Genomic DNA, 15386 nt, shown 5'->3' with positions numbered 1-15386 from the left:
CCATCAAACCCAATCCAGATCACTTTTTCTTTATCAATTGCATCTAAAGTAATGCAAACGTTTGCAAAATACAAAGCTTTTATGGAAAAGATAGTAATAATTTAATTGTAAAAATGACATTTATATTATCTCTTTCTTTGTCCTGCCGTATTTCAGGACATCAGGGCAGTATTTATATTATAAAAATATAAATACCTATTTCGGGCTGGTATTTTACCAGGGATACTGCCGGCGTTTGATCACAAAATCGACGTTGTATTTGTCCTTTAACGCCTGTCCTTTTGCTTTGAGTGTAATACGATACACGGCATCTCCCCACACCGGCGATAACCGGCCATCATTCACACCCTGCCGCTCCACTGCTGCTTCAAACCGGGAAACATCATACGTGATCTGCAGCGTGGCAAAGTCTTCTTTCAACAGTACCTTTCCGGGTGTATTGATATCCGGCGGCAAACAGGTCATGAAATGCAGTTGGTACGGCGCTTTCCAGGACTGTAGTTCATAGGCCTCGGTCAGTTTCAGCCGGGAATCCGCCGGCATAAATGTGAAAGTGCGCTTTAAGGTCTTTACCATGGCGGCTTCGGGATAGGCCGCAGCGATATCCATATGCAGTATTTTGGTGCCGCCTTTGTCTGAAAACGATACGTCCTTCGCCTGGAACTTGCGGCCATCCTGCTGTTGCACACCGTTTACCGTAGGACAGTTATGCCATTGTGATTGCATATACCACAACTGGTAACGGTCTTTGCTGAAAGTTTGTTTCGTATAAGTGCCCACGCCTACATCAATGATAGCAGGTTTGCCATCCATATACAGCACAAAATTGCCGATATCGTTATGGTTGTGGCTCTCGGCATTATGGCCGCCTTTGGCGGCGAAAAACAGTCCCCGGGAGCTGCCCTGCGTGGAGCGGAGAGACAGCACCTGTAGGTCGGGCAACCAGTTTGTGGTGGTAAAAGGTGCTGCCGGCGTGGTACGGAGAAACGACTTACGGCCTTCGAGATCATACACAAATGTCAACAGGGAACTGGTTTTGATGCGGGTAGTATCCTGGTTCGCCAGCCGGTATAGGTAGGCAGCAAACTCCTTCATCTGTTGGTCCTTGAAAATTTCTCCGTAAAGGAATACCGTATGTGGCGGTGGAATAGTACTGGCAGAGGCGTCAGCGAAGTTCACAAACCGGCTGCTGTCGATATGCATCTTGTAGATATAAGTGCCGATACGATGTATCAGTTCATTTTTACTGAGATCTGCCTTGCCGCCGGAGGCCCAGCGCATCCAGTTGACAAACTCTATCAGTTTGCCTCCGGCATGTCCCCAATAGCTGGGGCCTTCATCACAGCCACCATCTTCCGGGTATCCATTCAGGAAAAAATCAGCACTGCGAATGGCTTTTTCTATGATCCGGTTACGTGTATCCCTCTCATTTACAGACATCAGGGCCGTTTGCAGGATATTGGTATTGATCCAGATATTCCAGTTGTTCATTGGTCTGCCATTAAAGCCCATCCACCAGAAATCAGTCCGCTCCAGGAACGGGACAACAATACGCCGGTTCAACTCATAATCGATCCGTTTGCCGATCATTGGAGAATATTTATCCAGCTTTCTGTCCATCAAAAACTGTGTCCAGCTGATAGTGGCCGCCGTTTCTCCGGCAAAGAGATCAATGATCTGTTCAGCAGGATCTGCCAGGCCACTGCCCGCTTTCTGGGCGCCGATATGTGCCGGCAACACCCAGGTGCTTTCCTCCAGGATAGCCCACAAACCATTCGCGATCTGAGGAATATATTTTCCATTGCCGCCAGCCAGTTCACCGGCCACCAGGACCGACAATACCTTGCGCCGCTCGAACTGTGCATTCTCGAAATTGACCCGGTTCCCGTTGTCACGGAACTCCAGGTATAAAGAAGCCGGCAAAGCAGGCCAGGTGAAGCTCATCGCTTTGTCAGCATCTGCCAGCATGCTCTCACGGGTCACTGCCGGTAATTGTTGCACCACTTCCAAAATATGGTTGCGTTGTTTCTCCCGCCAGCTCATATTGCTGAAGGCGGAGCTACCATCCGCCTCTTTCCAGGCGGTATACAGGTAGTTCCTTGGCGCCTGCTGAGCAGCCAGATGAAAACTACAACATACTAAGATCAACAACAGTGAAATGCGCATACAACAATTATTTCGGGTAAGATATAAAATATGCCGCATGTTTTCCTTTGGGCATACCACAGAGAAGGCAGGACAGGCAGTTATTCCATCAAGAATATATCAGGTTATGATTAAAAAACATCAGTTAAAAAATGTATAATTTTTTAACGTTCAACATGCTCACGGGAAATGATAAATCATTCGTAACTTGCTACCATCAAACGTTACAGCGTGTCAGGCAAATAGTCAAAATCTTATCAAGGATTAACATTATAGTATTACCAGCCGGTGACGTTATTTACTACTTTAGCTTTTATGAACACTTACTTACAAATTCATCCGAATGATAATGTGCTGGTGGCCCTTCAAGATATTCCCGCCGGTACCAATATATCATTTAACGGCCAAGACATACAGCTTCAGCAAAATATTTCTGCGAAACATAAATTCCTGATCAACGATATCGACGGCAATGCACCCATTACTATGTACGGCGTACTGGTAGGGAAGTCTACCCGTCCGCTGAAAAAAGGGGAAAGCATTACTACCGACAACATCATACACGATGCCAATGCCTTCCACGAAAAAGACGGCGCCATCCAATGGCAGGCACCCGATATCAGCAAATGGAAAAACACCACTTTTATGGGCTACCAACGTGAAGACGGACAAGTAGGCACCCGTAACTACTGGCTCGTTATTCCCCTTGTTTTCTGTGAGAACAGGAATGTGAGCGTGATCAAAACAGCTTTTGAAAAAGGTCTGGGATTCGCGCCGGCAGAGGTTTACAATGAACAAGTGCAGGACCTCGTTGCCCTCTACAAAAGCGGTAACATCGATGCGGTAAAACAATACGAAGCAGGAAATGTAACGGAAACGACTAAACGTAATGTTATATTCCCCAATATCGACGGTATCAAGTTTCTCACCCACGAAGGTGGTTGCGGCGGTACCCGTCAGGATTCAGATGCGCTATGCGCCCTGCTGGCCGGCTATATCCACCACTCCAACGTGGCCGGAGCTACCATCCTCAGCCTGGGCTGTCAGCATGCACAGGTATCCATTCTTCAGGAAGCCCTGAAAAAACTGAACCCGCAATTCAACAAACCAGTATTGGTTTACGAACAACAAAAAAGCGCTTCTGAATTCGCCATGCTGTCAGCCGCCATCAAGGACACTTTCCTGGCACTGATTGAAGCGAACAAACAGCCGCGCCAGCCCAGCCCGCTGTCCAAACTGGTCATAGGCCTGGAATGCGGCGGCTCCGACGGTTTCTCTGGTATCTCTGCCAACCCTGCTGTAGGACATACCTCCGACCTGCTGGTTGCACTGGGTGGGACTTCCATCCTCTCCGAATTCCCGGAACTGTGCGGCGTGGAACAGGAACTGATCAACCGTTGCGTTACAGAAGAAATTTCAGATAAATTCATCCGCATCATGCGGGCTTATGAAAATCAGGCCCAGTCAGTAGGTTCCGGTTTTTATATGAACCCTTCCCCGGGCAATATCAAAGACGGCCTCATTACCGATGCCATCAAGTCTGCCGGCGCTGCTAAAAAAGGCGGTACCTCTCCGGTGACTGACGTGCTCGACTATACGGAGTATGTCACTAAACCGGGCCTGAACCTGTTATGCACACCAGGCAACGACGTGGAGTCCACCTCTGCGGAAGTAGGCTCCGGTGCCAACATCGTACTGTTTACCACCGGCCTCGGCACGCCTACCGGCAACCCGATCGCTCCCGTGGTGAAACTGGCTACCAATACTAAACTGGCCACCCGGATGAAAGATATCATCGATATCAATACCGGTACCATCATCAGCGGAGAATACAGCATCGCTGAAATGGGCGAACAGATCCTCGATTACGTCATCAAAGCAGCCAGCGGCGAGGTATATACCAAAGCTGAACAACTGAACCAGGATGACTTTATTCCGTGGAAAAGAGGGGTGTCATTATAACTGTGATGACCATGATTATTGCTGATTGCCCTGATTAGCGAAGACCATAATATTTTCACTTATTCCTGAGAATGTCATATAAAAAGGCCGTCTGAATGATTCAGACGGCCTTCCCGTTTTATTGGATTGTAGTTGTGTTAAAAGCTATGAACAGGTATTATCCCTCTTCGTTTCCATCTCCGCCCATCAGGGCAATCAGCAATAATCATGACCATCATAGTTTTACCTGTTCCATTTTCGGCGCAAAGAAATGCATCGCGGTCCAGGCCAGCAGGTAGGCCACCCCGCACATCACAAAAAGGATGTTATAGCCAACACCAATATGGTCCAGTTTTTTATAATGCTCCAGCATAGAGCCAATCACGATAGGGAACAGCGTACCACCGATAGAGCCGGCCATACCGCCGATACCTACGACAGAGCTCACCGCACGTTTCGGGAACATGTCTGAAGCGGTGGTGAAGATGGTGGCAGACCAGGCTTGGTGGGCCGCAGTAGCAAGACTGATCAGCGCTATCGCCAACCACAGGTTATTGATATACTGAATCAATACAATTGGCGCCACACACAGCGCAAATATCAGCATGGATACTTTACGGGCCTTGAAAATAGGCCATCCGCTTTTGATCAGGTGGGAAGATAACCATCCGCCACCGATGCTGCCGAAGCTGGTTACGGAGTATATAATGATAATAGGTAGACCCAGGTTGGCTTTCAGGTCAACGTGGAAAATGGATTCCAGGTATCCGGGCAGCCAGAAAAGGAAAAACCACCATACCGGATCGGTAAGCAGTTTACCAAACACAAAAGCCCATGTCTGTCTGATGCCCAGCAGTTTTCCCCATTTCACCGGTTGAGGCGCCACTTCTTCTACTTCCTGGTCAGAATGAATATGATCGAACTCTGCTTTGCCAAGTCTTTTCTGACGGGCAGGCACTTCATAATAAATCCACCATAATACCAGCCAGATGAAACCAATGGCGCCGGTCCACAAGAAAGCATGACGCCAGCCATGGTTGCGGGCAAGCCAGTATACCATCACAGGACCTACCACAGCCGCAATATTGGAGCCGCTGTTAAAGATACCCGTAGCGAGGGCTCTCTCTTTCTTGGGAAACCATTCTGCGGTAGCTTTGATCGCTGCCGGGAAGTTGCCCGCTTCACTCACGCCCAATACAGAACGTACTACGCCAAACCCCAGGGTGGAGCGCACCAGTGAATGCGCCATAGCAGAAAGGCTCCACACGATGATAGAAATGCTGTACCCGTTTTTGGAACCCATTTTGTCTACCAATCGTCCAAAAAACAATAAACCGATAGAATAGGCCGCAGAGAAAATCATGACCAGGTTGCTGTAATCCTGTTCTGTCCAGTTGAACTCACTGGAAAGGTCACTTTTCAGCAACCCCAGCACCTGCCTGTCAATATAGTTAATCGTGGTAGCTACAAAGAGAAGAGCGCACACACGCCAGCGATAGTTACCTAAAGTTGTGGAATTCATTATGGCTGATTTGGAAATTTATAAGTTGGCTTTAATTTACGCGTTGTCGTCGAGAAATGCAAACGTTTGCATGATTTTCTCTTTCAGCGATGCCCAGTCACGGCTGTCAATCAGGGATTTAGCGAGCAGGTTACTGCCCATGCCCACGCAAACAACACCGGCATCAAACCAGGTGTCCATGCTCACACGGGTAGGCTCCACACCGCCGGTAGGCATAAATTTCAGGTTCGGGAACAGCGGCTTGATCGCTTTTACATAAGCCGGGCCTAACACATTGCCGGGAAACAGTTTCACCAGCCGGGCTTCATTTTTTTCTGCCACCGCTATTTCGGTAGGCGTCATACAACCCGGTATCCACAAGATCTGCTGCGAACGACAGTAAGCACCGGTTTCAGGGTCTGTGATCGGGCATACAATAAAATCAGCGCCCAGTTGCGTATACGCAGCAGCTGCTGCTGCATCTTTGATGGTACCGATACCCAGGTACAGATCAGGCATCTTGGCCCGCTTCAGCTCCAGCAGCCGGGAGAAATTCGGCTGCGCCTGCGCTCCCCTGCTGGTAAATTCAAATACGCGGAGACCTCCGTCATAACAAGCCTGCAGTACTTCGCAACAAACATCGGCATCGTCATGATAAAATACTGGAATAATACCGCTCTGCTCAAATGCAGCAATAATGGTTTCCGGGTGTGGTGCCATAATTACATCAATTTTATAATATCCTCGTAAGAGGTCGTGTTAAAATCTCCTTTCACAAAAAACTTGGAATAAGCAGCTGCGGCGGCATATGAAATGATACCCTGATCGTCCCTGCCTTCCAGCTGAGCGTGGATAAGCCCCGCCATAAAACAGTCACCGCTGCCTACGCGGTCCACTACTTCACGTGTTTCGTATTCTTTTGAAATACTTACCTCCCCGTTATGGTAATAGAAAGTGTAATACTGCGCATGGGTGGCATCTTTGCTGAAACGGAAAGTGAAAGCTACCCGTTTGCAACGTTTATGCCGTGCCGTTATCTCTTCTGCTACCTTCAGCGCCTGCTCCAGGTATACTTCTTTTGTATCTGCTTCCAGCGCGGCGGTGTCTAATGCGGTGTCCAGCATGGTGTGGGCAGCCCAGATATTTCCCATGACCACATCACAATACGCTACCAGCTCAGGCATCACTTCATGCGGCTGCTTTCCGTATTGCCATAATTTGCTGCGGTAGTTGAGATCCGTGGAGATAGTCATTCCCTTGCGCGTAGCGGCTTCCAGCACTTCTTTACAGATAACTGCTGCATCAGGGTTCAACGCGGGACTGATAGCGCTCCAGTGAAACCATTCGGCATCACCCAGCAGCTCGTCCCAGTTAACAGTTCCCGGCACTATCTGGCTGAAAGAAGAGTATTTGCGGTCATACACCACCTCTGCATGTTTCAGGTCACTGCCCTGTGCGAGATAATAAATACCGATACGGTCGCCTCCCCATAACATACGGTCGGTAGCAATGCCCCTGTGGCTCAGCTGCCGCAGTACCTCCCGGGAGAAACCGTTTTCCGGCACTTTGCTGATATAAGCCACCGGCGTACCCCAGCGCCCCAATGCTGCGGCTACATTGGCTTCTGCACCACCGACAAAAATAGCGGAACTATGGTTGCCCAGGTCGGGTGACAGGCGCAACAATAGTTCCCCGAAAGTGATAACTTTTACAGACTTCATCTAAAAATCAAAATATGCTTTTGCGTTGTAGTAACAAATATCCTGGACCATTTTCCCTAACCATGGAATGTCGTTGGGGAGTTCACCGTTTTCCACATCACGACCAATGAGATTGCACAAAATACGACGAAAATATTCATGGCGGGGAAAAGATAGAAAACTCCGGGAATCCGTCAGCATGCCTACAAAACGGCTCAGCAACCCCATGTTGCTCAGGGTATTGATTTGTTTCTCCATCCCATCTTTCTGGTCGAGGAACCACCAGCCGGACCCGAACTGGATTTTGCCAGGCACGGTACCATCCTGGAAGTTGCCGGCCATGGTGGCAAACACTTCATTCCAGGCAGGATTGAGATTATAGATAACGGTCTTGGCCAGTTTGTTTTTCTTATCCAGTGCGTCGAAGAAGGCGCTCATGGCTGAAGCCATGCTCCAGTCGCCGATGGAATCCACACCAGCGTCTGCGCCTAATTGCTGCAACAACCGGGAATTGTTATTACGGATAGCCCCGGCATGGAATTGCTGGGCCCAGCCCCGCTCATGGTTCCATTCGCAGATTTGCAGCAGCATAGCGGTTTTAAACTGCTCGCTCTCATAGGGAGTAGCCGCCTGATGCACACGGGCCTTGAGGAAAATAGTGTCCAGCTCCTTCTGTGTATAGGGAGCAAAGCTGAAAGTGGTGATGCCATGATCACTTAGTCGGCCACCAGCTTCATGGAAATAAGTATGACGCTCATGCAGTGCCTCCACCAGGTCCTGATAGGAGCGGATATCACGGTTAGTGACGGCCGCCAGTTTATCCACAAAAGCATTGAATGCTTCCGGGGTGTCTACCGCCATGGCTTTATCGGGCCGGAAGGTGGGCAGCACACGGGTGCCGAAAGGCTTATGGGCCACGGCTTTATGATGCTCCAGTGAATCTGTGGGATCATCGGTGGTGCATACTACTTCCACCTTAAAGTGTTGCAGTAACTGTTGGGTGGAAAGCTGTGGCAGCCTGGCATTACCGGCTTCCCATATTTTTTCGGCAGTTGCCTCACTCAGCAGATCGGTGATGCCGAAAGGGTTTTTCAGCTCCATGTGTGACCAGTGATACAGCGGATTACGCATGGTATATGGTGTAGTAGCTGCCCAGTGACGGAATTTAGTGAAGTCGTCTGCGCTGCCGGTGATGTACGTTTCCGCCACACCGTTGGCCCGCATGGCGCGCCACTTATAGTGATCGCCGCGCAGCCATATGTCGGTCATGTTTTTAAATACCTTGTTCTGTGCAATTTCATCGGGAGGCAGATGATTGTGGTAATCAATCACCGGCATCGATTGCGCATAATCAAAATATAATCGTTTAGCCGTTTCTGTTTGCAGTAAAAAATCTTCCGTCAGAAATCCCTTCATATACTAATGATTAATTTTTTGGTTGCTGGAGTTGCGTAGCGTCTTTTACACTGGTCATCAGTGTTTTCAGGTAACCTGCCACTGTTTCGGCAAACTGCGGAATGGTGGCCAGATCAGACTCCCAGAGCCTTTCATCGGCACATACCCTTTCTACCAGTTGCTGAGGAGAGGAGTAAGTATCCCAGTGTGCGGCAAAAATGGCGATGTTATCATCCGTGATCTGGTATTCTTCTTCACCTCGCGTGCCGAAGTACTTGCCGTCTTCCACGCGGGTGGGTTTCAGGAACAGCAGCATCGCGGCAAAACCGAAGCACATGCATTCCGGTGGCGTCTTAAACTGATCGAAGTACCGGGTGAGTGTACGTACGTTGCGGGCATTCATCTTCGAGCTTTCCTGGAAGGTGATGCTGATCAGTTTATGCGCAATGAACGGATTCGCGAAACGGTCCAGCACATCCTGTGCGAAACTGGCCGCTTGCGGACATGTTTTTTCGATGGTAGGTAGTATTTCCCGGAGGATTACTTCCTGAAAGAAATGACGCATATAATCGTCCTGCATGCACTCGTATACGGTGTTCAATCCGGAAAGATAGGCCAGTGGCACTGCTGCAGTGTGACTGCCATTGAGCAGGCGCAGTTTCTGTTCCCGGAAAGGCACGATGCTGGGGGTGATCAGCATCCGTTCATCCGCTTTATGGAAACCCAGTACTGACTGTACGTGTGCATCTCCTTCGATAGCCCACAACAGGAAAGGCTCCACTTCAATCCACAATTTATCGGTATAACCCGCTTTTTCTTCCTGTTCCGCCAGATTACCGGGCTTACCCGGTACAATCCTGTCTACCAGTGAATTACAGAAGTGATTTTCAGTTTCAATCCATTGCACAAAAGCAGCCGGCATATCGTTATAAGCCGCCAGCTTTAATACTATTTCTTTCAATAAACGTCCATTGTCCACTACCAGTTCAGTGGGCACTATGACAAAGCCGGTATTGCTGCTGCCGCGGAAATATTCGTACCGCGCTTTCAGGACGGCCAGCAGTTTGCCAGGAAAAGATGCCGGCGCGCTGTCGCCGATTTTCTCCGGTACATATTGTATACCTACCTCTGTAGTGTTGGAGATGATGGTTTGCAAGCCCGGCTGCTGTACCGCTGCCAACACTTCGCTCCAATCTGCATTCGATTGCAAAACCCGGCTAATAGAAGAATTGATCAGTACCTGGTCAACCAGTTCTCCCTGTGCAATACCTTTGATATGCGTGGTATACAGGTTATCCTGGCTGGCGAACTCGCTGGTATCGCCATCTGTGGATTTCACTACCACAATGCGGCCTTCGTAGCAGCCCCTGCGGTTGCCCTGGTCTACCAGGTAATCTACCAGCCCGCGCAACAATACGCCGGTACCAAACTGTAATATCTTTTCCGGGAATTGAAAGATTTTTTCATCAACGCCGGAATTTGTCTGATTTAATATATACTCCTTGTTTAATATATGTAGCATCTCGTCTAAATTAGGCTAAATAGATACTTAATCCAATAAATATATAATCTTGCTATTACAAATTATAGTGTGTGGACAAATATTAGCTAAAACCAGGTAAAATGATATTAACCCCATAAGCAACCTCAATGCAGGCATTAATACTATCAATAGGCGGTTGCCCGGAAAATCAGTAATTTTGCATCCTTAAACTTTTAAAAATGAGCAAGCATGGTAAAGTGCTGGTGGCCATGAGCGGCGGTATCGATAGTACCGTTACAGCGCTGATGTTGCATGAGCAGGGCTATGAAGTGGTGGGTATCACCATGAAAACCTGGGATTATGCTTCTGCCGGTTCCAGTAAGAAGGAAACCGGCTGCTGTAACCTCGACTCATTCAATGATGCCCGCGCTGCCGCGGTGCATCACGGATTTCCGCACTTCGTGCTGGACATCCGCGATGAATTCGGGGACTTTGTCATCAATAACTTCGTAGACGAATATATTGCCGGACGCACCCCCAATCCGTGCGTACTGTGCAATACACATATCAAATGGCGCGCCCTCATGAAACGGGCCGACGCCATGGACTGTGATTTTATTGCCACCGGACACTACGGTCAGATCCGGCGTCATGACAACGACCGCATGGTCATCAGCAAAGGAATCGACGAAACAAAAGATCAGAGCTACGTACTGTGGGGCATCCAGCAGGACGTCCTCGCCCGTACCATCCTTCCCCTCGGGAAGTACCGGAAAACGGAAATCAGGCAGATGGCCTTCGACTTCGGTTACCCCGAACTGGCCAAAAAAGCAGAAAGCTATGAAATCTGCTTCGTGCCCGACAACGACTACCGCGGATTCCTCAAACGGAAGGTAGACGGACTGGAAGAAAGAGTCAACGGCGGCAACTTCGTACTGGCCGACGGTACCATCGTGGGTAAACACAAAGGTTACCCCTTCTACACCATCGGACAACGCAAAGGCCTCGATATCGCCCTCGGACGCCCGGTATTTGTAACGGAAATCATCCCGGAAACCAATACCATCGTACTTGGCAACGAAGACGAACTGCAGAAAAATGAAATGTTCGTGAGCGGCCTCAACATGGGTAAGTATGAAACCATCCCTGAAGGCATGGAAGCCATCACTAAAATCCGCTACAAAGATCCAGGCGCCCTGAGCACCCTGTACAATGAAGACGGTAAAGTGAAAGTCAACTTCTTTGAGCACGTGAAAGGTATTGCGCCCGGACAATCAGCCGTTTTCTATGAAGGCGATGATGTGATCGGTGGTGGTATCATCCAACGCGGACCAATTTCATTGCACCAATAAATCCTATACACAATAAACATATCAGGGCGGGAACCATCCCGCCCTTTTTTTGTATTTTAGAGAGACAACCACCTATTGTATGCATCCATTACCCAACATATTTCCACAATTACGCACTTCCCGCCTGGACCTCGTAGAGCTACAGCCCTGGCACGCCGCCGATCTGCTGGAACTCTTCAGTGATCCCCTGGTGACACAATATTACCACGTCATGCCCCTGAAAACAGAACTGGACGCGGAAAGAGTCATCTCCTATTTCTATCATCGCTTTAAAGACCACCTGGGCATCAGATGGGGCATCACCCTCCAGGGACAGTCAAAACTCATCGGCACCATCGGCTTTAACAGCTTTCCACAAATGCACCGCGGCGTAATCGTTTACGCCCTCGCACACCCCTACTGGGGCCAGGGATACATGACCGAAGCCATCCTCGAACTGGTACGCTACGGCTTCCGCGAACTGGAGCTCAGTCGCATCGAAGCGGAAGTCATGCCCGCCAATATTTCCTCCGAAAGAGTGCTGATAAAAAACGGCTTCCATCAGGAAGGCACGCTCAAAAAATGGATGGAGTGGGAAGGGAGGTTGTTTGATATTAATATGTGGGCGTTAGTGAGGGAGTGATCGTCTTTCTTCAAAGATTAACTTGATTTTTGCTACGCTCGCCGCAAAGTTATCAATTCTTTCCTGACTCATAAACGATTGTAATTGAGCAGAAATCGTATATGCCTCTATTTCATCATTAGTTTTAAGCGCCATATAATACTTGGCAAGTTTAGATACAAAGCTTAAACGCTTGTCAGCAAATTGAGTTCGCGTTAAAAAATGCGTTACAATTCCATAATACTCGCCTGAAAGTAAAAAAATCAATATTATAAGAAGCAAAGTTTGCTCTCGTATGGAAAGCTCAATGTCTTGTTGATCACTTTCTATTAATGACATCAGATAATCTGTCAAAGCAACGACCTCTTCCCTTTTATCCCATATCACAGCATTCGTTACAGATTCATACGTGAGTGCGTATGCAAGAGTTCTGCGGAAATACAGAAAATTAAGTTCCTTTTCAGGTTCCACATTATCCATTCGATACTTTACTACCTGATTCGCTATGGGTTCTAGTAGACTTTCATTTTTTTCCAGATAGTTCAAAACCCAGTCCCTATTATCCTCTTTGATTAAATGAACATTTAGAATTGTTGTTATCGCCTTATTGAGATTTCCTTTTTTCATTTCCTTCTCAAAAGTGTTCAATAAATCTCGATCATTGATCTTAATATTAGAAGAGAGATGAGCAGGTAAACTTTCCTTTAATCTTAATTTGGTTTCAATTTTTATTTTGTCAAAAAAGGAATACGTTAAGCCATAAATCTCCATTGTGCTACCATCTAACGCCCCTTCTCTTACCTTTTTCACATAATCCCTGATTCTTTTTTCAATCTCTCCCTTTTCACACCATGCCTCTAGAAACTTCACCAACCATATCACTTTATTACGGTCCATTTTCCTTCCATAACGCATCAAATACCAGATATTAAAAAAACGCTCCTTTAACTGGTACTGGTGGTTTTTTGTTTTAGTCCGGTACTTTTCTATCACCTGATTTTTCTCCAGCTGTCGCAATTGGGCAGAAATTACTTTACTTTCCAACCGCACTGCCTTTCTAATATCCTTGACCTCCATCGGCTCCCAATGTAACGCCACCGCATCTATGATTTTTTGTTGCTGCGGAGGGAGATCGTCCATCCTATGTTTATACAATGGTGTCACTGCATCCAGAATCTTTTCCAGATCACTTAATGCATTACCATGTTCATTGTCCACAAACACCTTGAATAACAAAACAACTGTTCTGGGAATTCCACCTGATAAAGTATTTAACGTTGCAACACGTTCTGGTGTTTTAGCAAGAATCCGTTCTATCTTTTCCTCTTCGTGATGAACAACAGCCAGCTTACGCAATAGTGTCATCGCTTCTTCATCAGTAAGGCTGTTCAGCCGTATGATTTTAAAAAACTCATGCAGAGGCTGATCGTAATCAACGATATAATGCAGTATTACAGGAGATCCCGCTACCAGCCGAATATGTGGCCATGTCTGCAATATCTCCCGTAAACGCCTGATTTCGTTTATTTCAAACTTATCGAACAACTGGCCAATGTTATCAATCAACAGCATGATTCTATTCTGCTCCCGTTGGTCCAGATGTTTAATTAATATTCTAAAAGTAGCCTCCTCATAATCATCCCGGTGAATATACTTCTCAATTTCCGCCGTAATACCCTCAAAACCATGATAATCCTCCAGGTATTCTGCAATACGCTCCCAAAGGTTCCCCAACTCCCCAATATTGTACTGCTCTTCTCCAAACATGACAGGGATAACCCGTTTAGATAATACGGGGTCATCTTCCACAGCATATTTCAGCCGCAGCAACATACTGGTCTTCCCCGCTCCCCGCGGACCAACAATCATATAGTGTTGCTCGGGCACAATCATTTTATCCGTGCTGATCTCCCGAAACATATCATCAAATATCCGGGTACGGATAACAAATTCGTCCAGAAATGCAGGTTTGTCCTTTTTGTCAGGATTATATAAGAAGATGCTCATAAGCTAACATATATGGTGCTCCCACCATCGCATGAGAATGGGAGAGTTAAAAAGATAGTTCCGTGAATCATCATCAAACTCAATATAACCGTCATATATCAAATTTTCGATGACCAACCGGTAATCAGTCACTCCGCAAGTGGTAGCCAGTGCTGCGGCGGCAGCTTTATCCAACCGCTTTCTTGTGGCCAGTTGTTTCAAAAACTCGTCCGCATAAAGGAAAGCGCCATTTTTGAAGTGCATTTTCAACCGGGTATGATAATGTGCAAAGTGATTTTTATGTTTCAGGCTTAATACCTCTTTTATTGCGGAAGCAATTTTTTGTCGGGTAATGACAGCTCCTGGTCTGCTAATCATCAACGCCTCCTGCACCACCAATTGAATATGAAAGGGAATAAACCAACGCACCATTTCTTTAAACGCAGCATCCCCACTAATATCTACGGTTCTTTGTTCCTGGCGCAGCAATAAGTGAAATAAGTCTAATGCTTCCTCTTCAGTAAGTGGTTTTACCTCCAGTGAGGCCAGATCGTTAATAGTAGCAGTAGCATTCAATGCAGCGACCGTCTGATTCAGGCCAATAGAGCCGGTGTAAACGAAACGGATTTTTTGTGAAACTACCGGGTCCAGCCGGATTTCCCGGTTCTGTTGCAGAAAAACCACAGCTGTAGCAGGATCTGTGTTACCAATATTCTGAATGGTTTGAGGAAATTCATCTATCAGCAATACCAATGGCGTCTCTTCAGTTTCGGCATAGGCTAACAAAAAATGATAAAACTCTGCATAATAATCCCTTGGAGCCATATCGTTGTTAAATTCCAGGGAATTATTCAGGATTGAGATACTTTTGATTTTATTGAAAAAACGGCCGCTTTTGTCCTTTAAACCAGCAGCGAGTTTCACAGTTTTAGATATAACCGGCGATCTGACAATCGCCTCCAACATCTTTTTATAAAATTGGTAGGCTTCTGTTACACTCTCCGTATCGATGTACACATAATGTCTACCAGAAACATTGTTATCCAGCAGATAACAAAGAATCGAGGTCTTGCCTACCCTACGGGGTGCGGCAATCTGAATATTATTCCCATTCGATAACGTACGGTCAACGAGGTCTACTTCGCGTTGACGCTGGTAAAAATTATCAAGTCGGGCGGGGATACCAATGAGGTTTTTCATGACAATGGATTTTTTGTCAAATTAAATGACAAAAAATCTATTGTCAAAATTTTTAACAAAATTCCTATTGTCAAAAATATAA

11 protein-coding genes are annotated in these 15386 nt (G+C 47.1%); 3 read left to right on the top strand and 8 right to left on the bottom strand.

Translation table 11 applies throughout. From position 1 onward, the window contains the following. Positions 1 to 213: 213 nt before the first annotated feature. Positions 214 to 2166, bottom strand: coding sequence for a heparinase II/III domain-containing protein (locus HHL17_RS08265; protein WP_169224264.1), 1953 nt, complete (start codon positions 2164 to 2166; stop codon positions 214 to 216). Between the two features lie 294 nt (positions 2167 to 2460). Here HHL17_RS08265 and HHL17_RS08260 point away from each other — a divergent pair, with 294 nt between their 5' ends. Next, a complete protein-coding gene (locus tag HHL17_RS08260; protein ID WP_169224263.1) occupies positions 2461 to 4107 on the top strand; it encodes a UxaA family hydrolase in 1647 nt (548 codons plus the stop codon). 214 nt (positions 4108 to 4321) lie between these two features. On the opposite strand, the gene HHL17_RS08255 is transcribed toward HHL17_RS08260, so the two are convergent. From HHL17_RS08255 to HHL17_RS08235, 5 genes are read right to left on the bottom strand one after another with little or no spacing between them, the layout of a single operon-like run. Further along, the gene (locus HHL17_RS08255) at positions 4322 to 5608 is read right to left on the bottom strand and encodes an MFS transporter (protein WP_169224262.1); all 1287 of its coding nucleotides are present in this window, start codon (positions 5606 to 5608) and stop codon (positions 4322 to 4324) included. A 36-nt stretch (positions 5609 to 5644) separates the two neighbouring features. Continuing rightward, entirely contained in the window at positions 5645 to 6307 is a 663-nt protein-coding gene (locus HHL17_RS08250) for a beta/alpha barrel domain-containing protein (RefSeq protein WP_169224261.1), read from the bottom strand. 2 nt (positions 6308 to 6309) lie between these two features. Then, positions 6310 to 7308 carry a sugar kinase gene (locus HHL17_RS08245; RefSeq protein WP_169224260.1) on the bottom strand — a complete coding sequence of 333 codons (999 nt, stop codon included), beginning with the start codon at positions 7306 to 7308 and terminating at the stop codon, positions 6310 to 6312. Next, positions 7309 to 8703, bottom strand: coding sequence for a glucuronate isomerase (uxaC, locus tag HHL17_RS08240; RefSeq protein WP_169224259.1), 1395 nt, complete (start codon positions 8701 to 8703; stop codon positions 7309 to 7311). It abuts the gene before it with no gap. Between the two features lie 10 nt (positions 8704 to 8713). Beyond that, on the bottom strand, positions 8714 to 10204 hold the full coding sequence (locus HHL17_RS08235) for a tagaturonate reductase (protein WP_169224258.1): 1491 nt from the start codon (positions 10202 to 10204) through the stop codon (positions 8714 to 8716). 200 nt (positions 10205 to 10404) lie between these two features. Here HHL17_RS08235 and mnmA point away from each other — a divergent pair, with 200 nt between their 5' ends. Both mnmA and HHL17_RS08225 read left to right on the top strand, forming a co-directional pair. Continuing rightward, positions 10405 to 11517, top strand: a complete 1113-nt coding sequence (gene mnmA / locus HHL17_RS08230; protein WP_169224257.1) for a tRNA 2-thiouridine(34) synthase MnmA — start codon at positions 10405 to 10407, stop codon at positions 11515 to 11517. A gap of 79 nt (positions 11518 to 11596) precedes the next feature. Further along, positions 11597 to 12139 carry a GNAT family N-acetyltransferase gene (locus tag HHL17_RS08225; protein ID WP_169224256.1) on the top strand — a complete coding sequence of 181 codons (543 nt, stop codon included), beginning with the start codon at positions 11597 to 11599 and terminating at the stop codon, positions 12137 to 12139. On the opposite strand, the gene HHL17_RS08220 is transcribed toward HHL17_RS08225, so the two are convergent. Together HHL17_RS08220 and HHL17_RS08215 are read right to left on the bottom strand one after the other, a co-directional pair. Next, on the bottom strand, positions 12125 to 14125 hold the full coding sequence (locus HHL17_RS08220; RefSeq protein ID WP_169224255.1) for an ATP-binding protein: 2001 nt from the start codon (positions 14123 to 14125) through the stop codon (positions 12125 to 12127). The two genes, HHL17_RS08225 and HHL17_RS08220, sit on opposite strands and share 15 nt — an antisense overlap. A 3-nt stretch (positions 14126 to 14128) precedes the next feature. Beyond that, positions 14129 to 15304, bottom strand: a complete 1176-nt coding sequence (locus tag HHL17_RS08215) for an ATP-binding protein (RefSeq protein WP_169224254.1) — start codon at positions 15302 to 15304, stop codon at positions 14129 to 14131. Positions 15305 to 15386: the final 82 nt, after the last annotated feature.

It is taken from the genome of Chitinophaga fulva, from assembly GCF_012927205.1.
Lineage (GTDB): Bacteria > Bacteroidota > Bacteroidia > Chitinophagales > Chitinophagaceae > Chitinophaga > Chitinophaga fulva.
Note: the sequence above shows the minus strand (reverse complement) of the source record. Positions and strands in the feature narration are given on the sequence as shown.

What these genes read in the sequence shown, in the direction of transcription:
- HHL17_RS08265 (WP_169224264.1), bottom strand. Translation starts at nt 2,166, where the DNA reads ATGCGCATTTCACTGTTGTTGATCTTAGTATGTTGTAGTTTTCATCTG.
- HHL17_RS08260 (WP_169224263.1), top strand. Translation starts at nt 2,461, where the DNA reads ATGAACACTTACTTACAAATTCATCCGAATGATAATGTGCTGGTGGCC.
- HHL17_RS08255 (WP_169224262.1), bottom strand. Translation starts at nt 5,608, where the DNA reads ATGAATTCCACAACTTTAGGTAACTATCGCTGGCGTGTGTGCGCTCTT.
- HHL17_RS08250 (WP_169224261.1), bottom strand. Translation starts at nt 6,307, where the DNA reads ATGGCACCACACCCGGAAACCATTATTGCTGCATTTGAGCAGAGCGGT.
- HHL17_RS08245 (WP_169224260.1), bottom strand. Translation starts at nt 7,308, where the DNA reads ATGAAGTCTGTAAAAGTTATCACTTTCGGGGAACTATTGTTGCGCCTG.
- uxaC (WP_169224259.1), bottom strand. Translation starts at nt 8,703, where the DNA reads ATGAAGGGATTTCTGACGGAAGATTTTTTACTGCAAACAGAAACGGCT.
- HHL17_RS08235 (WP_169224258.1), bottom strand. Translation starts at nt 10,204, where the DNA reads ATGCTACATATATTAAACAAGGAGTATATATTAAATCAGACAAATTCC.
- mnmA (WP_169224257.1), top strand. Translation starts at nt 10,405, where the DNA reads ATGAGCAAGCATGGTAAAGTGCTGGTGGCCATGAGCGGCGGTATCGAT.
- HHL17_RS08225 (WP_169224256.1), top strand. Translation starts at nt 11,597, where the DNA reads ATGCATCCATTACCCAACATATTTCCACAATTACGCACTTCCCGCCTG.
- HHL17_RS08220 (WP_169224255.1), bottom strand. Translation starts at nt 14,125, where the DNA reads ATGAGCATCTTCTTATATAATCCTGACAAAAAGGACAAACCTGCATTT.
- HHL17_RS08215 (WP_169224254.1), bottom strand. Translation starts at nt 15,304, where the DNA reads ATGAAAAACCTCATTGGTATCCCCGCCCGACTTGATAATTTTTACCAG.